Genomic DNA, 15,956 nt, shown 5'->3' on the forward strand with positions numbered 1-15,956 from the left:
TCAGCTCCCTGCGGTGGTACGGGTGTCTGCAGCGCCGGACACGCCGGACATGAGACTTACGAAGCGGTCGAACAGGTACGCGGCGTCGTGCGGGCCGGCGGCCGCTTCGGGGTGGTACTGCACGCTGAAGGCGGGCACGTCCAGGCACTGCAGGCCCTCGACCACGTCGTCGTTCAGGCAGACGTGGGAGACCTCGGCCCGGCCGTAGGGGGTGTCGCTCACCCGGTCCAGCGGCGCCTGCACGGCGAAGCCGTGGTTGTGCGCGGTGACCTCGACCTTGCCGGTGGTGCGGTCCTGCACGGGCTGGTTGATGCCCCGGTGGCCGTACTTGAGCTTGTAGGTGCCGAAGCCCAGGGCGCGGCCGAGGATCTGGTTGCCGAAGCAGATCCCGAAGAACGGGGTCCTGCGCTCCAGCACCCCCTGCGCCACGGCGACCTGGTGGTCGGCGGTGGCCGGGTCGCCCGGGCCGTTGGAGAAGAAGACGCCGTCCGGCTCGACGGAGTACAGCTCCTCCAGGGTGGAGCCGGCCGGGAAGACGTGCACCTCGATGCCGCGCTCGGCCATCCGGTGCGGGGTCATCCCCTTGATGCCGAGGTCCAGGGCGGCCACGGTGAACTTCTTCTCACCGATCGCCGGGACCACGTACTTCTCGGTGGTGGCGACCTCGGCGCACAGGTCGGCGCCCTTCATCTCGGGCGAGGCCTGCACCTTGGCCAGCATGGCGGCCTGGTCGGCCACCGCCGGACCGGAGAAGATGCCGACCCGCATCGCGCCGCGCTCGCGCAGGTGGCGGGTGAGCGCCCGGGTGTCGATGCCGCTGATGCCGACGACGCCCTGGGTGTTGAGCTCCTCGTCCAGCGAACGGAGCGAGCGCCAGTTGGAGGGGATCCGGGCGGGGTCGCGGACCACGTAGCCGGCGACCCAGATCCGCTTGGACTCGTCGTCCTCGTCGTTCCAGCCGGTGTTGCCGATCTGCGGGGCCGTCATCACGACCACCTGGCGGTGGTACGAGGGGTCGGTCAGGGTCTCCTGGTAGCCGGACATGCCGGTGTTGAAGACCGCCTCTCCGAAGGTCTCGCCGACCGCGCCGTAGGCCTGGCCGTGGAAGGTCCGGCCGTCCTCCAGGACGAGCACGGCAGGCACGCGCTCCCGCCTTTGGCGCTTGGTGGTGGGGGCAGCTGCGGTCATGAGGCGGCCTCTTCCGTGTTCTTCGTCTTCGTACGTGTCACAAGAGCGTCGATCGCCTGGATCCAGGCGGCGTGCTCGTCGGGGTGGTCGGCCCGGAAGCCGGAGTCCAGCGCGGTGCCCTGGTGGTCCCAGGTGACCACCAGCAGGCCGGCCGGGACGACCTTGCCCGCGATCCCGGAGTCGGTGCGGGCTCCGGTCAGCTGTGCGGCCGGGATCCACAGGTCCTCGTCGCCGGGGCGGCGGACCAGCAACCCCTGCTCGCTCAGGGCGAGTTGAGCCAGGCTGCGGGTACCGAGACCATGTGCGACCACCCGGTCCAGCCAGTTCCCGGCGGTGGTGCTGCCGTGGTAGCGACCCTCGGCCTTCAGGATCGCCGGGCCGATGTCCTCGGGTACCCCGGGCAGCGGCGGCAGGTCGGACTGGATGGTGCGGCGCCAGTTCCAGCCCTGCCGCATCAGCCAGTAGACCAGCGCGATCAGGATCAGCAGTCCGACCGTCCAGCCGATGTAGCCGGGCCAGTCGGTGACCCTGGCCTGCTGCTCGGCGAGCTCGGCGGTCATGCCAGGTCACCCTGTTCGGCCAGCTCGCCGGCCAGTACCGTGGCGACCCCGCGCAGGAAGGTCGCGTGCACCCGTCCCGGCAGCTCAAGGCCCCGGTAGGGGGTGTTGCGGCTGCGCGTGGCGAAGCTCTCGGCGTCCACGGTCCCACGGTACGCGGGATCGAAGAGCACCAGGTTGGCCGGCTCACCGACCGCGATCGGACGGCCGTGGCCGCTCAGGCGGCCGATCCGGGCCGGGCGGTGCGACATCCGGTCCGCGACGCCCTCCCAGTTCAGCAGGCCGGTGTCGACCATGGTCTGCTGGACCACCGAGAGCGCGGTCTCCAGGCCCACCATGCCCATCGCGGCGTGGGTCCAGGCGCAGTCCTTGTCGGCCGCGGGGTGCGGCGCGTGGTCGGTGGCGACCGCGTCGATAGTGCCGTCCGCGAGCGCGGCGCGCAGCGCGTGCACATCGGCCTCGGTGCGCAGCGGCGGGTTCACCTTGTACACCGGGTCGCCGGTGCGGGCCAGCTCGTCGGTGAGCAGCAGGTGGTGCGGCGTCACCTCGGCGGTGACGTCCCAGCCCTGGTCCTTGGCCCAGCGGACGATCTCCACCGAGCCGGCGGTGGACAGGTGGCAGACGTGCAGCCGGGCGCCGGTGTGTCCGGCCAGCAGCACGTCGCGGGCGATGATCGCCTCCTCGGCGACGGGCGGCCAGCCGGGCAGTCCGAGCTCGGCGGAGACGGTGCCCTCGTTCATCTGGGCACCCTCGGTGAGCCGGGGCTCCTGGGCGTGCTGGGCGACCACGCCGTCGATGGTCCTGACGTACTCCAGCGCCCGGCGCATCAGCGCGGCGTCGTCCACGCACTTGCCGTCGTCGGAGAAGACCCGGACCCCCGCGGCGGAGGCGTGCATGCCGGCCAGCTCGGCCAGCTCCTTGCCCTCCAGCCCGACGGTGACGGCACCGACCGGCTGCACGTCGCAGTAGCCGCTGGCCCTGCCCAGCTCCCAGACCTGCTCGACCACGGCGGCGGTGTCGGCGACCGGGCTGGTGTTGGCCATCGCGTGCACGGCGGTGTAGCCGCCCATCGCGGCGGCCCGGGTGCCGGTGAGGACGGTCTCGGCCTCCTCCTTGCCCGGCTGGCGCAGATGGGTGTGCAGGTCCACCAGGCCGGGCAGCAGGACCAGGCCGTGCGCGTCGATGTCGATGTCGGCCTCGGCCTCCAGGCCGGCGCCGATCTGCCGGATGACACCGTCCACGATGAGGACGTCCTGCGGGGAGCCGCCGAGGATCTTGGCGTTGCGAATGAGATAGCTGCTCACTGAGCGGCCTCCGGGGAGTTGGTGCGGGGCGGTACGGCGGCGCGGGGGGTGTGGCTGCGGGTGTCGCGCATCACCCGTTCACTCCCCGGCGAGGGCCTGGGTGGAGCGCGCGGAGTAGTCGCGGTCGCCGACCAGGACGGCGTCCCGGCCGTCCACCTCGGCCAGCCGCACCTGGACGGCCTCGCGCAGGGAGGTCGGCAGGTTCTTGCCCACGTAGTCGGCCCGGATCGGCAGCTCGCGGTGGCCCCGGTCGACCAGGACGGCGAGCTGGACGGCGCGCGGGCGGCCGATGTCGCTGAGCGCGTCGAGCGCGGCGCGGATGGTGCGGCCGGAGAAGAGCACGTCGTCGACCAGGACGACCAGCTTGCCCTCGATGCCGTCGGAGGGGATCTCGGTGTGCTCGGCGGCGCGGGCCGGCTTCAGCCGGAGGTCGTCCCGGTACATGGTGATGTCCAGGGTGCCGATCGGGATCTCGCGGCCGGTGATCTGGGTGAGCTTGGCGCCCAGGCGCCGGGCCAGGTGGACCCCTCGGGTGTGGATGCCGAGCAGGACGACATCCTCCGCGCCCTTGGCGCGCTCCACGATCTCGTGGGCGATCCGGGTGATCACCCGGGCGATGTCGGTGGCGTCCAGCACCTGGTGCGGCGGACGCGTTGCGTCAATGCGTGTGGTCATGCCGAAGCCGACCTCCTTCCCCGCCTCACGGGACGGGCTTTAAAGGACGTCTGAAAGTGCCCCGGGCGCACCCAGAGCTTCCAGCCATCCTAACAGTCCGTTCCCGCCCGCCCGACGCACGGCGGCCCGCGCCCCGCCGCCCGCGGCCCGACACGGTCGGACGCATACGGTTGACATCGGGCATCCGCACTATTCGCACGACTGCCCCATTCGGCTTGACGCAACTACCTCACTCTACGTAACCTCACAGTGAGTTACGAGACGATCGACGCCCCCACCGGTGGAATGGTCGGGTGAGCGGTCACCCACCCGCGATCCTCCTCGTGGCTCACCACTCAACGCGAAAACTCGTCCGGGGAGACCAATGTCCAGCGACTACGCGAAGCAGCTCGGAGCCAAGCTCCGGGCGATCCGCACACAGCAGGGGCTCTCCCTGCACGGCGTCGAGGAGAAGTCCCAGGGGCGCTGGAAGGCGGTCGTGGTCGGCTCCTACGAGCGCGGCGACCGTGCGGTGACGGTGCAGCGCCTCGCCGAGCTGGCCGAGTTCTACGGCGTCCCGGTGCAGGAGCTGCTCCCCGGCGGCACCCCGGGTGGCGCCGCCGAGCCGCCGCCGCGCCTGGTGCTCGACCTGGAGAGACTGACCCAGGTGCCCTCCGAGAAGGCCGGTCCGCTGCAGCGCTACGCCGCCACCATCCAGAGCCAGCGCGGCGACTACAACGGCAAGGTGCTCTCGATCCGCCAGGACGACCTGCGCACCCTGGCCGTGATCTACGACCAGTCGCCGTCCATCCTCACCGAGCAGCTGATCAGCTGGGGCGTGCTCAACCCGGACGCGCGGCGCGCGGTCCGCGAGGACGACGCCAGCTGAGCCGGTCCTGCAGAAACGTCACGGCGGTGTCGGCCCGGTCAGCTGATCGGGCCGACACCGCCGTGGTGTTTCAACCGCCGTGGTGTTTCAACCGCCGTGGTGTTCCAACCACCGTGGGGTGTTTCAGCAGACCGACCCGAGGCTGAAACCGGGCCGCGCCGTGATCTCCCCGAGGTTCAGGCTCGCCGGCGCCCAGCCGAACCCCGTGCTCTGCCAGGCCCATGCCACCTGCCGGTACTCACCGCAGCCGGCCGCACCGCCCTGCGAGCCGTGCAGCACCGCCACGCCCGGCAGTTCGAGCGCCAGCCCGGCGCAGAACACCGCGCAGACCAGCTCGAGGTCCTCGTCGTTGAGCCGGACCGCCCCGTCCTCCCAGTGCAGGATCCGGGCGTCCGCCGTGAGCCGCCCCTCGGGCGCCTCCACCACGCAGCGGAACTCGTACGCGCCGCAGCCCGCCCCGACCAGCATCCGCCGGAACAGCTCACCGCCCTGCCGGAAGGCCGACCGCACCCTCGGGTCCGCGCTCTCCTGCTCGTTCCCGGGGCCGCCGGCCACAGTGCCGGAGAGGTTCCGGTCCAGCAGCAGCCCGATGTGGCGCAGCGTCAGGCCGTTGTCCCTGGCCCGGACCAGTCGCGGGAGGAAGTCACCGGTCAGCTCCTCACCCTGGTACGGCAGCAGCTGGGCACGGAGCGAGGGGTTGCGCAGATACCGGTCGCGGGCGGCGGGGTCGGCCGGGTCGAGGCGGTGCAGCAGGCAGAAGTCGGCGTAGTCGCCGGGATGGAACATCCTGGCCCGCACCCGGCCGAAGGCCTGCCGGGCCTCGCGCAGCAGCACGGCGGTGTCCAGCAGGTAGCCGTCGAAGTCGGCGGCCCCGGTCAGCCCCCAGGGGCGGGCGCGCTCGAAGTCGGCCTGGCTGGTGAGGATGCCGGCGACGAAGTCCTGCCCGCCGCGGCGGCGGGACTGCGCCTGAGTCCTGTCCCGGCCCTGCGCACCGACCGTGCAGCGGAAGGTCCGGGGGGTGTGGCTGTTCCGCGACATCTGGTGCTCCTGTGGCCGGGGAGTGGCGGCGGGCTGCCGCCCGGTCCTCTTCCTCCCCATCCCCGTGAGCCACACACGTACGCCGTGTCACAGCTCAGTAACCACCCGTGAGTCATCCGCGAAACCACTCGATCGGTCGGGAAATGCCCAGGGCTCCGGGTCCTCGGGAGCGGCCGGGCGCGGGCTGCGAGCGGCCGGGCGCGGTCACGGTCGCGGGCGGCCCCCACGGCGTGCACGGCTCGCGCCCCGCTCCCCGGGACGGCGCGGGCACCCGGTGGCCGGGGTTGCCCGCGCCCCTGGGCGCTATCGCGGTACGCGGGCGAGCTGCCGGGACTGGGCGACCAGCCGGCCGGACTCGTCCCAGACCTCGGCATCCTCCTCGAAGTAGCCGCCGGCCAGGTTGCGGGTGGCGTGGACGACCCGCAGCCAGCCCGGGACCGGCCTGGCCCGCAGATGGACCGTCAGCTCGATGGTCGGCGCCCAGCCCGGCATGCCGAGGTCGAAGGTGACCGGGGGGAGGGCGTCGGCGACCAGCAGCAGCATCAGCGGGTCGGGCTCGCGGCCGTCGGCCAGCTTGAACCAGCCCTGGATGCGGCCGTTTCCGGACGGCTGCCCGACCGCCCAGCCGACCGTCGCCGGGTCGAGCCGCAGGTCGAACCGCTCCAGCAGGGCGGCCTGCGCGATCATCTCCTTGGGCGCGTCCGCGACGCTGACGCACTGCTCGGGCGGCGGCAGCTGCGGCGGGGTGGCGCTGGTGCGGACCTCGTCCTCGCCGGCCGACAGGTCGCCGTGGCTGGCGAGGACTCTCAGCCGCTCCTGGCCGTTCTGGCTGAGCGAGGCGGTGCCGGTGGAGAGGCTGCGGCCGCGGCGGACCAGCTCGGTGCGGACGTCGACCGGTCCGGGGGTCGCGGCGGAGAGGTAGTAGCCGCTGATCGAGATCGGGTCGGCGTGCGAGCCGTCCTCGCCGTGGAGCAGCGAGAGCGCGTGCCCGGCGACCGCCAGCTGCAGACCGCCGTTGATGCCGCCGCCGATCTGCCAGCCCCGGTCGAACTCGCCGTCGTAGTGGCCCGGCTCCCCCGGACGCGGGGTCAGCGCGATGCCCCGGTCGAACTCGCTGCGGATCGCGGTGGTCATGGGTGGTACGCCCTTCGCTGGTGCAAAGTTACCGGTCGGTAGCCAACATACGCCACCACCCCCGGGCATGCGAAGGCCCGCCGGACACGGAATCCGGCGGGCCTTCGGGCGCGATGATCGGGTCAGCTGCGACGGATCGTCGGCTTGAGCTCCATGAAGCGGGCGAGCAGACCGTTGACGAACGCCGGGGACTCGTCCGTGGAGAACTCCTTGGCGATCTCGACCGCCTCGTCCAGGACGACCGCGTCCGGGACGCCGTCCTCCCAGATCAGCTCGTACGCGCCGAGCCGCAGCACATTGCGGTCCACGATCGGCATCCGGTCGAGCGTCCAGCCCACCGCGTACTGCGAGATCAGCTCGTCGATCCGGCGGGCGTGCCGGACGTACCCCTCGATGAGCTCCATGGTGTACTCGCCGACCTGCGGGGTGCCTTCGTCAGGCTTCGGCTCGCGGGCGCGGCCGACCCAGTCGGCGAGCACCTGCTGCGGGTCGACACCGCGGTGGTCCGCCTCGAAAAGGATCTGGAACGCCCTGGTACGGGCCTTGGTGCGGGCAGATGACACGATTACTTGACCCGACCGAGGTAGCTGCCGTCGCGGGTGTCGACCTTGACCTTCTCACCGGTGGTGACGAAGAGCGGGACCTGGATCTCGGCACCGGTCTCCAGGGTGGCCGGCTTGGTGCCACCGGTGGAGCGGTCGCCCTGGACGCCCGGCTCGGTCTCGGCGATGACCAGCTCGACGGCGGCGGGGAGCTCGACGTACAGCGGCTTGCCCTCGTGCTGCGCGACCAGGGCGTCGAAGCCCTCGAGCAGGTACTTGGCGGAGTCGCCGACCACGCCCGGCTCGATCGGGAGCTGGTCGTAGGTGTCCATGTCCATGAACACGAAGTTCTCGCCGTCCTTGTACGAGAACTGCATGGTGCGCTTGTCGACGTTGGCGGTCTCGACCTTGACGCCGGCGTTGAAGGTCTTGTCGACGACCTTGCCGGTCAGGACCTCCTTGAGCTTGGTACGCACGAAGGCCGGGCCCTTGCCGGGCTTCACGTGCTGGAACTCGACGACGGACCACAGCTTGCCGTCCAGGTTGAGGACCATGCCGTTCTTGAGATCGTTCGTGGAAGCCACGGGCGCACTTACTCCTGATATAGCTGTCAAGGAACCAAGGTGGGCGCGCGTCCCGCGGTCAGGGCGGCTAAGCCGTGGCCTACAGGGCGAGGAGCTCCTTGGTTGTGATGGTGAGCAGCTCGGGCCCGCCCTCTTCGAGGGGGCGTACGACGAGCGTGTCCTCGATCCGGACCCCGCCCTTGCCCGGGATGTGAACCCCTGGGCCGACGGTTACCGGTACGCGGTTGTCCAGTTTACCCATGTCGGTGGGACCGAGACGCGGTGCCTCCCGGATCTCCAGGCCGATGCCGTGTCCGACCGGACGCGGAGAGCGTTCGGTGTGGCCGGCCGCCTGCAGGAGCTCGCGCGCCGCCTGGTCGGGCACGTGCTGCGCGACTCCCGGGCCGAGCGCCTCCCGGCCGGCCCGCTGGGCCCGGAAGACCAGCCGGTGCAGCTCCACCTGCCAGGGCGCGGGGGCGGCGCCGATCACGAAGGTGCGGGCGGTGGAGACCCCGTACCCCCGGTACTGGGCGCCGAGGACGACGGTGAGGAAGTCGCCCTCCTCGACCCGGCGGTCGGTGGGCTGGTGGGCCTCCATGCCGGAGTGGGTGCCGGTGCCGACGGAGACCGGGAAGGCGGCCCGGTCGGCGCCGTGGTCGATCATGCGGCGTTCCAGTTCCATCGCCAGGTGCCGTTCGGTGCGGCCGACCAGGATGGACTCCAGCAGTTCGCCCAGCGCCTGGTCGGCGATCTCGGCGGCGATCCGGAGGTCGGCGATCTCGCGCTCGTCCTTGACCACCCGCAGCCGCTCGACGGCCCGGCCGAGGTCGGTCAGCCGGGCGTCGGCCAGCAGCTCGGTGACGCTGTGGTGGCGACTGACCGTGAGGTCGTGCTCCTCCACCCCGACGTCCCGCACCCGCAGCCGGCCCGCCGCCTCGGCGGCGGCCAGCACGGTGTCGGTCTCCCTCGGGACGGTCAGCCGGGGGATGTCCTCGCCGAACGGGTGCTCACCGGTGTCGTCCGGCGGCAGGTCGTCGGGCACCGCGAGCAGCACACGCTCGCGGGTGAGCAGCAGGCTCGCGCCACAGGGCGGACAGCCCGTGAGGTAGCGGACGTTCGCGGAGCGGGTGACCAGCGCCGCGTCGACCCCCGAGGCGCTGCAGTGCTCCCTCAGCCGCTCCCGCCGGGCCGCGTACGCATCAGACATGAACCGAGCCTACGGAGCCGGACCGGCGGCCGCCCGTTCAGCGGGCCGACGGGCGGACGGCGTGACCGGATCGGGTGGCGGCCCGGGCCCGGCGCGGCATCGCCGCGATGACGGGGAGGAGAAGGTCGCAGCGGCCCAGGGGGGAACGCACTGGCGGCGGACTTCCCCATCAGCCGCAGCTCTCACTTTATGCCCGATATGTACCTTGTATCCTTCTGTTGTCGGCTGACAACGGAATCCCCGCACCGCAGCGAGGGAGGCGACGATGGCAGCAGTGGCACCCGACCGGCGCAGTCCGGAGAGGCGGGGACGGCTGTCCCGCCCCCTGGTGCTCTCCGCGGCCGTCGCGCTGGTGGACCAGGAGGGGCTGACCGCGCTCACCATGCGCCGGCTGGCCGCCGACCTGGGGGTGGAGTCGATGGCCATCTACCGCTACACCCCGGGCAAGGAAGCCCTGCTGGACGGCTTGGTCGAGGCGTTCTTCGTCGAGGTGAACACCCGGCTGCGGAGCTCGGCCGAGGCCACCGGCGGGGACGGGCCCGAGCGGGCCTGGCGCGCCGAGCTGCGCCGGATCGCCGCCGCCGTCGCCTCGGTGGCACATGCCCACCCGGCGATCCTGCCGCTGGTGGCCACCCGCCCGCTGAGCATCCCGATGGCCCGCCGCCCCGCACCGGTGCTCCAGCTCACCGAGCACCTCCTCGCCGTACTCGAACGGGCCGGCTTCGACCACGCCACCTCGCTGGTGATCTACCGGATGTTCGTGGCCTGGAGCCTCGGCTGCCTGCTGGTCGACAAGCGCCAGGTGATCGACAACCCCGACGAGCCGGACCCGGTGCTGCGCCTGGGCCTGCACCGGCTGCCCGCCGACCAGTACCCGAGACTGCGCGCCATGGTTCCGCTGCTGGCGGAGTACGACGACCAGGAGGAGCTGCTGACCGGGCTGGACAGCCTGCTGAGCCGGATGCCCGATGCTCCCCTTGACTCGTTCTACGGCGGAAGAGCACGCTGAAAATACGACGTAAACATAGGAGTTATCCCCCACGCGCGGCGTCGTCGGCCTCCGAGGAGGGCACCGCGACGGCGCCCCGGAAGAGGTCGCCATGTCCGATCGCGACACGATACTCCGGGTCCGCGTGACCGCCACGGACCCCGCGACCCTGCACACCCTCCTCCGCGAGAAGCGGCCCGACGTCGGCGGACGTCCGCACCGCGGCGCCGACCAGAGCATCAGCATCGAGGCGTACGTCTCCCCGGAAGAGGCCGAGGCCCTCGAGCGCGACGGTGTGACGGTCCGGGTGCTCGAAGACGCCACCGCCACCGGACGCGCCCGCCAGGCGGAGGTCGGGCAGGGCAACCGGTACGCCGCCAGGGGTCAGGTCCCCCGCGGGCTGGGCCTGAAGCTGCAGGACTGACCCCCCAGGAGGCCGAGATGTCGTACCTGAACACCACCGAGGTCGACGCCGCGGTGGTCAACCTCTCCACCGCCTACCCATCGCTCTGCCAACTCGTCACCCTCCCCGAGCCGTCGGTCGAGGGGATCACCTGCCACGCCCTGCGCATCGGCTCCGCCCCGGCCGGCACCCGGGACTGCGCCGTCCTCATCGGCGGTGTGCACGCCCGCGAATGGGGCAGCTGCGAGATCCTGGTCCACCTCGCCGCCGACCTGCTGGAGGCCTACCAGAGCGGTACGGGCCTCGGCTACGGCGCCGCGAGCTTCGGCTCCGCGCAGGTGCGGACCGTCGTGGACGGCATGGACCTGGTCGTCTTCCCGCTGGTCAACCCGGACGGGCGCCACTACAGCCAGACCGTCGACGCGATGTGGCGCAAGAACCGCAACCCCGCCTACTCGGGCGGCAGTTCAGCCTGCGTCGGGGTCGACATCAACCGCAACTACGACTTCCTCTTCGACTTCACCACCGCGTTCGCCCCGGGCTCGGGCGTCCAGGTCTCCGCCGACCCGTGCGACTACCAGGTGTTCCACGGGCCCGCGGCCTTCTCCGAACCCGAGACCCGCAACGTCCGCCGCCTGCTGGACTCCTGTCCGAGCACCCGGTGGTTCGTCGATGTGCACAGTTACTCCGAGGACATGCTCTACGTCTGGGGCGACGACCAGGACCAGTCCACCGACCAGGCCATGACCTTCCAGAACCCCGCCTTCGACGGGCAGCGCGGGATCGCGGGCGACGCCTACGGCGAGTTCATCGCCAAGGACGACTTCGACACCTCGGTCCTGCTCGCCCAGCAGTTCTGCCAGGGCGTGCAGGGCGTCCGCGGCACCGTGTACACCCCCAAGGCCGGCTACGACCTCTACCCGACCAGCGGCACCAGCGACGACTACGCCTTCTCCCGGCACCTGGTCACCCCCTCGCAGGGCAAGATCTACGCCTACACCGTCGAGTGGGGCACCGAGTTCCAACCGACCTGGACCGAGATGGCGGAGATCATCAAGGACGTCGACGCCGGGCTGCTTCAGTTCTGCCTGGCGGCCCTGAAGCGGTGACGGCCCCAACCCGCCGGGCGGCGGCCCCGGTTGACCGCGGAGGTCTCCCGGGCCGCCGCCCCGCCGGGCCGGCGGTGGCTCAGCCGCCGTTCACCGGCCAGCCGTCGTGGGTGGTGACGGTGCGCGCGTACCGGCCGTCGGGGCCGGTGGCCTGGTAGCTCTCGGTGGAGTCCGCGGTCCGGACGGTGGCGTCGCCGCTGTGGCGGTGGGCGCTCGGGGCCAGCGTGTGGTCCACACTCGCGCGGGCGGTGACATGGGCGCCGGTGGCGGTGGTGTCGGTGCGGTGGTAGCCGAGCTCCATGGCGACGCGCTGGTCGGAGTTGCCGGCGGAGTCCGAGGTGCTGCGGTAGGTCACGTCCAGCGGCTCGCCCTCGTGGACGGTGCGCACGCGGTGCGGGCCGCCGCCCCAGCTGGAGGTGGTCCGGGTCAGGTCGGCGTCGTTGTGCAGCACCAGGTCGTTGCCCTGCTCGCCCAGCTGCTGCCCGGACCGGAAGCCGAGGTCGTCGCGGACCTCGGTGGTGATCCGGCCGTGCGAGGTCTGCACCCACCCCCGGGCGAGGTCGTGGCGGCTCGCGGTGACCTGCCAGGCGCCGCTGCCGCCGCCCTGGTCGTCCAGGGTGGTGGTGACGGCGGCCTCGGGGGCGACCCGGTACTCGGTCAGCGCACCGCTGGTACGGGCGCTGCCGTGGTCCACCGTGGCGAACAGGTTGACCTGCCCGGTCCAGGCGTCGTTGCTCTGCTTCTCGGACTGGTTCACCGTGATCGAGACCGAGTGCGGGCGGCCGTCGAGCAGCAGGCCGACGTACGGGGTGAGGTCCACCTGGTAGGCGGGCAGGTCGAAGGCGAAGATGCCGGGGATCGGCCGCCAGAGCAGCGGTTCCCAGCCGCCGGTGTAGATCACCGGGTACGGCCAGACCGTCCCGGCGACCCGGCCGTCCACGGCGAGCCTCAGCTCACGGAACGGGCCCTTGCCGCAGTAGCCGAGTCCGGGGTTCTTGGCCACGAAGTCGTCCGGCGCGGCGGCATAGGCGAACTCCTCGCAGGCGCCGCCTCCCCTGGCGTACACCTCGGCGGTGAGACGCTCCAGGTTGGCCGGGAAGACCAGGTTCCCGGCGGCGGTCGGTGCGGCCTGGGTGAGGCTGAAGCCGCCGGTGGTGAGCACCCGGTCGGCCTGCTCCGGGGCGGGCCAGGCGGTGTCAGCGGTGTAGTAGGTGACGGTGGCCGAAATGGTGAAGACGCCGGTGTAGGTGGCGTCGACGACGTTGGCCAGGTCGAACTCGAAGGGCTGCGGGGTGGTCAGCAGCGGTGCGTAGCGGGTGAGGTCGTGCTCGACCCGCCACTGGATGCCGTCCGGTGAGGGCTCGGGGGTCGAGGACATCATCACCTCGACGCCGCCCACCCGGACGGTGAAGAGCCGGTCGAACTGGCGGCCGGCCACCTGCCCGTGCAGGTCGAGCACCACCTTCGACCAGGGGCCGGCGCAGTCGGCGGGCGGGGTGAGCTGTCCGACGTACGGGGTGTCCGGCGGGTTGCCGTACCCGTTCCGGAACTGCCGCTCGTGCATCACCTCGACCGCGCAGGACTTGGTGGTGGGCCGCTTCAGCGGCTGGGTGACGGTGAACGGGTCGTGGTAGCCGCTGCCGAAGTCGGCGTGCGCCGGGGCACCGGCCACCAGGGTGCCGACCAGGGAGAGCAGCGCGGCGAGCAGCAGCCGGGCGGCTCGACGGGGTATTCGGAGTGCGGAGTGCGCTGACAATGCCCTCGACCTCGCTTCTCACCGCCGGGGCAGCCGACGGGTGCTGAGGGCCCGTCACCGTGAGCGGGCCACCGGGCATCCTTCAGCCGGTGAGTTGGACCTGTCAAGGGTTCGGTGGAGCCCCGCGCGCGACACTCTGCCGCGCGCCCCCGCCTTGCAACGGTTCACCGTTCATTGGGGCCTCCAACATCTAATTCCGTGGGGAAGTCCAACGTTTCAACGATAGGATTCGGCGCATGAACGACCCCGCGCTCAGACGCCTGCACACCCTGCCGAGCTGGCTGCTCGGCCGCGCCGCCGCCCTCGGCCACCGACTGATGGCGGACCGCCTCGCCGAGGCCGAACTGCGGTGGCCGCACCATGCGGTGCTGTGCGCGGTGGCCGAGTACCAGCCGGTGGCTCAGGCCGAACTGGCCCGGACCGTGAAGATAGACCCCAAGGACATGGTCACCGTCCTCAACGAGCTGCAGGGGCGCCGACTCGTCACCCGTACCCGGGACCCCAAGGACGCCCGGCGGAACCTGATCACCCTCTCCCCCGCCGGACGCGAAGTGCTCCACCGCACGGAGGCCCTCGGCGAGCAGGCCAACGCCGAACTCGTCGCTCCGCTCAGCCAGGCCGAGCGCGAACAGCTCAACGCCCTGCTCCTGCGCGTCATCTGCGACCGCTGACGCCGTCGAAGCCCCGCGGCCCCGGCCGGTCAACCGGCTGCGTGGCCACCTCTCCGGCTCCGTGACGGCCCCCATCGGACCGCACCCGCTCCCCCGGCCCGGCCGGGTTGCGATCGAAGGCCGGGCAGCTCACTTCCGCCCGCCCGCGGTCAGCGCTGCTGGCAGGAGGGGCACCAGAAGAGGTTGCGGGCGGCGTGCGTCTCGGTGCGGACCTCGGTGCCGCAGACCAGGCAGGGCATCGCGGCCCTGCGGTAGACGTAGACCTCACCGCCGTGGTCGTCCACCCTGGGCGGGCGCCCCATCGCCTCGGGCGTGTGCTCCGGCCGGACGGTGTCGATCCGGCCCGCGCCGACGCCCTCCCGCATCAGGGCGACCAGGTCGGCCCAGATGGCGTCCCACTCGCCGCGGGCGAGCTCACGCCCGGGCCGGTGCGGAGCGATTCCGAGCCGGAACAGCACCTCGGCGCGGTAGACGTTGCCGACGCCCGCGAGCACCTTCTGGTCCATCAGCAGCGCGGCTATCGTCGTACCGCTGCGGGAGATCCGGTCCCAGGCGGCGTCCGGGTCGGCGTCCTGGCGCAGCGGGTCGGGACCGAGGCGCCGGTGGACGGCGGCCTTCTCGGCCGGGGTGCGCAGTTCGCAGGTGTTGGGGCCGCGCAGGTCGGCATACGCGTCGTCGTTCTCCAGCCGCAGCCGGACCAGGCCGACGGGGGCCGGCGCCGGACCGGTGCCGAAGGTGAAACCGCCGTACAGACCGAGGTGGATGTGCAGCCAGGCGCCCTCCTCGAAGCCGAGGAACAGGTGCTTGCCGTGTGCCTCCGCCGCCGCCAGGATCTGCCCGTCGATCAGCTTCGCGCCGTCGGCGAACCGGCCCTGCGGACTGGACACCCTGGCCGGACGCCGCCCGAACGCCCTGGCGTTCTCACTGGCGAGGCGGTGGATGATGTGGCCTTCTGGCACGGGCGGCAGCTCCCCCGGTCGGTCCGTTGCAACCCTCCAATCATCGCAGTCGGCACCGACAACCCGATCGCCCCGGCCCGGCAGCGTCCCGGGGAGGAACCGCGCGGCCGGTCACGCACCGGCCTCCGCCGTCGCCGGGTACGGGGACCGCCGGCTCAGCGCGGGTTGAGGTGGTTGACGACCACCCGGTCCAGCGCGGCGGCCGTTTCGGAGACGTCCAGTTGGGAGTTGTCGATGATCGGCAGGCCGGAGTTGTACCAGCCGGCCATCCGGCCGTGGATCCTGGCCACCTCGTCGTCGCTCAGCCGCCGGTTGCCGCTGCGCCGGGCGTTGCGCGCCAGCACGGAGTCGAGCCCGGGCAGCAGCACGACCGGGATCATCCCCGGCCCGATGTGCCGCCGCCAGCCGCCCAGGCCGATGGCCGGCCGGTCGGGGAAGACGGCGTCGTCGATGATGCAGGAGATGCCGTTGGCCAGGTAGTTGCGGCAGGCGAACCCGCAGGTGCGGCGGGCCAGCCGGTACTGGGCCTCGGAGGCGTTGTTCCAGCCGGACTGCGGGTTGGCGAAGCCGGACTGCACCCACTCCCGCACGTCGTCCAGGCTGATGTGCGCGGTCGGGGTCGGCCGCCGCTCCGCCCACTGCCTGGCCACGGTGGTCTTGCCCGCGCCGGCGGGACCGATCAGCAGCACGGCGATCGGCCCGGTGGCGGCGTGCAGCGGCGGGGGCGACGGCAGCTGCACGGGGGCGCCGTGCGGCAGGGTGAAGTGCCCGGTGGCCCCGCCCGGTGACACCGCGGTCAGCGGCACCGTCGAACGCGGGACGTACGGCTGCGCCGGGGGCTGGGCCTGCGGCGGCGGGTAGGGCTGCGGGTAGGCGGGAGGCTGCTGGGGGGGAGCGGCGGGCGGGTACGGCTGACGCCCGCCCGTCGGCTCGTTCGGGTGGACGTTGGGCGGTGCCGACGGTCGCGGCGGCACCGGTCCTCCCCCTGCGTACT

General features: G+C 72.1%; 17 protein-coding genes. 5 read left to right on the plus strand and 12 right to left on the minus strand.

Going from position 1 to position 15,956, the window contains the following annotated elements; translation table 11 throughout:
- The 4 genes from carA to pyrR all read right to left on the minus strand — a co-directional run bounded on the left by carA (position 1) and on the right by pyrR (position 3,724).
- Positions 1 to 1,188, minus strand: a complete 1,188-nt coding sequence (gene carA, locus ACSMTC_RS06730) for a glutamine-hydrolyzing carbamoyl-phosphate synthase small subunit (protein ID WP_436558719.1) — start codon at positions 1,186 to 1,188, stop codon at positions 1 to 3.
- Positions 1,185 to 1,748 carry a PH-like domain-containing protein gene (locus tag ACSMTC_RS06735; protein WP_436558720.1) on the minus strand — a complete coding sequence of 188 codons (564 nt, stop codon included), beginning with the start codon at positions 1,746 to 1,748 and terminating at the stop codon, positions 1,185 to 1,187. Before ACSMTC_RS06735 ends, carA begins: the two co-directional genes overlap by 4 nt.
- Entirely contained in the window at positions 1,745 to 3,049 is a 1,305-nt protein-coding gene (locus ACSMTC_RS06740) for a dihydroorotase (RefSeq protein WP_436558721.1), read from the minus strand. The genes ACSMTC_RS06735 and ACSMTC_RS06740 overlap by 4 nt, the downstream gene beginning before the upstream one ends.
- A 78-nt stretch (positions 3,050 to 3,127) precedes the next feature.
- Complete coding sequence (gene pyrR / locus ACSMTC_RS06745) at positions 3,128 to 3,724, minus strand: bifunctional pyr operon transcriptional regulator/uracil phosphoribosyltransferase PyrR (RefSeq protein ID WP_436558722.1); 597 nt, start codon at positions 3,722 to 3,724, stop codon at positions 3,128 to 3,130.
- 364 nt (positions 3,725 to 4,088) lie between these two features.
- Between pyrR and bldD the strand changes: the two genes are divergently transcribed.
- Positions 4,089 to 4,592, plus strand: a complete 504-nt coding sequence (gene bldD, locus ACSMTC_RS06750) for a transcriptional regulator BldD (protein WP_436558723.1) — start codon at positions 4,089 to 4,091, stop codon at positions 4,590 to 4,592.
- Between the two features lie 123 nt (positions 4,593 to 4,715).
- On the opposite strand, the gene ACSMTC_RS06755 is transcribed toward bldD, so the two are convergent.
- The 5 genes from ACSMTC_RS06755 to ACSMTC_RS06775 all read right to left on the minus strand — a co-directional run bounded on the left by ACSMTC_RS06755 (position 4,716) and on the right by ACSMTC_RS06775 (position 9,076).
- A complete protein-coding gene (locus ACSMTC_RS06755) occupies positions 4,716 to 5,630 on the minus strand; it encodes a hypothetical protein (RefSeq protein WP_436558724.1) in 915 nt (304 codons plus the stop codon).
- A 303-nt stretch (positions 5,631 to 5,933) separates the two neighbouring features.
- Positions 5,934 to 6,764: a thioesterase family protein gene (locus tag ACSMTC_RS06760; RefSeq protein ID WP_436558725.1), complete on the minus strand. Its 831-nt coding sequence runs from the start codon at positions 6,762 to 6,764 to the stop codon at positions 5,934 to 5,936.
- A 122-nt stretch (positions 6,765 to 6,886) separates the two neighbouring features.
- A complete protein-coding gene (nusB, locus tag ACSMTC_RS06765) occupies positions 6,887 to 7,327 on the minus strand; it encodes a transcription antitermination factor NusB (RefSeq protein WP_436558726.1) in 441 nt (146 codons plus the stop codon).
- Positions 7,328 to 7,329: 2 nt separating this feature from the next.
- Positions 7,330 to 7,890 (minus strand): elongation factor P, encoded by a 561-nt coding sequence (gene efp / locus ACSMTC_RS06770; protein WP_436558727.1) that lies wholly within the window; start codon positions 7,888 to 7,890, stop codon positions 7,330 to 7,332.
- Positions 7,891 to 7,969: 79 nt separating this feature from the next.
- Positions 7,970 to 9,076, minus strand: a complete 1,107-nt coding sequence (locus ACSMTC_RS06775; protein ID WP_436558728.1) for a M24 family metallopeptidase — start codon at positions 9,074 to 9,076, stop codon at positions 7,970 to 7,972.
- Between the two features lie 265 nt (positions 9,077 to 9,341).
- Here ACSMTC_RS06775 and ACSMTC_RS06780 point away from each other — a divergent pair, with 265 nt between their 5' ends.
- The 3 genes from ACSMTC_RS06780 (at position 9,342) to ACSMTC_RS06790 (ending at position 11,576) form a co-directional block, all read left to right on the plus strand.
- The gene (locus tag ACSMTC_RS06780; protein WP_436558729.1) at positions 9,342 to 10,085 is read left to right on the plus strand and encodes a TetR/AcrR family transcriptional regulator; all 744 of its coding nucleotides are present in this window, start codon (positions 9,342 to 9,344) and stop codon (positions 10,083 to 10,085) included.
- A gap of 124 nt (positions 10,086 to 10,209) precedes the next feature.
- Complete coding sequence (locus ACSMTC_RS06785; protein WP_436558730.1) at positions 10,210 to 10,488, plus strand: hypothetical protein; 279 nt, start codon at positions 10,210 to 10,212, stop codon at positions 10,486 to 10,488.
- Positions 10,489 to 10,505: 17 nt separating this feature from the next.
- Positions 10,506 to 11,576 (plus strand): M14 family metallopeptidase, encoded by a 1,071-nt coding sequence (locus tag ACSMTC_RS06790; protein WP_436558731.1) that lies wholly within the window; start codon positions 10,506 to 10,508, stop codon positions 11,574 to 11,576.
- Between the two features lie 79 nt (positions 11,577 to 11,655).
- On the opposite strand, the gene ACSMTC_RS06795 is transcribed toward ACSMTC_RS06790, so the two are convergent.
- A complete protein-coding gene (locus ACSMTC_RS06795) occupies positions 11,656 to 13,332 on the minus strand; it encodes a peptide-N4-asparagine amidase (RefSeq protein WP_436558732.1) in 1,677 nt (558 codons plus the stop codon).
- Between the two features lie 236 nt (positions 13,333 to 13,568).
- On the opposite strand from ACSMTC_RS06795, the gene ACSMTC_RS06800 reads away from it, so the two are divergent.
- Positions 13,569 to 14,003 carry a MarR family winged helix-turn-helix transcriptional regulator gene (locus ACSMTC_RS06800; protein ID WP_436558733.1) on the plus strand — a complete coding sequence of 145 codons (435 nt, stop codon included), beginning with the start codon at positions 13,569 to 13,571 and terminating at the stop codon, positions 14,001 to 14,003.
- 149 nt (positions 14,004 to 14,152) lie between these two features.
- On the opposite strand, the gene ACSMTC_RS06805 is transcribed toward ACSMTC_RS06800, so the two are convergent.
- Complete coding sequence (locus ACSMTC_RS06805; RefSeq protein WP_436558734.1) at positions 14,153 to 14,962, minus strand: Fpg/Nei family DNA glycosylase; 810 nt, start codon at positions 14,960 to 14,962, stop codon at positions 14,153 to 14,155.
- Positions 14,963 to 15,117: 155 nt separating this feature from the next.
- The gene (locus ACSMTC_RS06810) at positions 15,118 to 15,936 is read right to left on the minus strand and encodes an AAA family ATPase (RefSeq protein WP_436558735.1); all 819 of its coding nucleotides are present in this window, start codon (positions 15,934 to 15,936) and stop codon (positions 15,118 to 15,120) included.
- Positions 15,937 to 15,956: the final 20 nt, after the last annotated feature.

The sequence above is a fragment of the Kitasatospora sp. HPM-01-4 genome, assembly GCF_051374625.1.
Taxonomy (GTDB): Bacteria; Actinomycetota; Actinomycetes; order Streptomycetales; family Streptomycetaceae; genus Kitasatospora.

Bases quoted from the DNA above. Each gene is read 5' to 3' on its own strand.
- ACSMTC_RS06775 (WP_436558728.1), bottom strand. From the start codon at position 9,076: ATGTCTGATGCGTACGCGGCCCGGCGGGAGCGGCTGAGGGAGCACTGC.
- ACSMTC_RS06760 (WP_436558725.1), bottom strand. From the start codon at position 6,764: ATGACCACCGCGATCCGCAGCGAGTTCGACCGGGGCATCGCGCTGACC.
- ACSMTC_RS06780 (WP_436558729.1), top strand. From the start codon at position 9,342: ATGGCAGCAGTGGCACCCGACCGGCGCAGTCCGGAGAGGCGGGGACGG.
- carA (WP_436558719.1), bottom strand. From the start codon at position 1,188: ATGACCGCAGCTGCCCCCACCACCAAGCGCCAAAGGCGGGAGCGCGTG.
- ACSMTC_RS06735 (WP_436558720.1), bottom strand. From the start codon at position 1,748: ATGACCGCCGAGCTCGCCGAGCAGCAGGCCAGGGTCACCGACTGGCCC.
- ACSMTC_RS06800 (WP_436558733.1), top strand. From the start codon at position 13,569: ATGAACGACCCCGCGCTCAGACGCCTGCACACCCTGCCGAGCTGGCTG.
- bldD (WP_436558723.1), top strand. From the start codon at position 4,089: ATGTCCAGCGACTACGCGAAGCAGCTCGGAGCCAAGCTCCGGGCGATC.
- ACSMTC_RS06790 (WP_436558731.1), top strand. From the start codon at position 10,506: ATGTCGTACCTGAACACCACCGAGGTCGACGCCGCGGTGGTCAACCTC.
- ACSMTC_RS06755 (WP_436558724.1), bottom strand. From the start codon at position 5,630: ATGTCGCGGAACAGCCACACCCCCCGGACCTTCCGCTGCACGGTCGGT.
- pyrR (WP_436558722.1), bottom strand. From the start codon at position 3,724: ATGACCACACGCATTGACGCAACGCGTCCGCCGCACCAGGTGCTGGAC.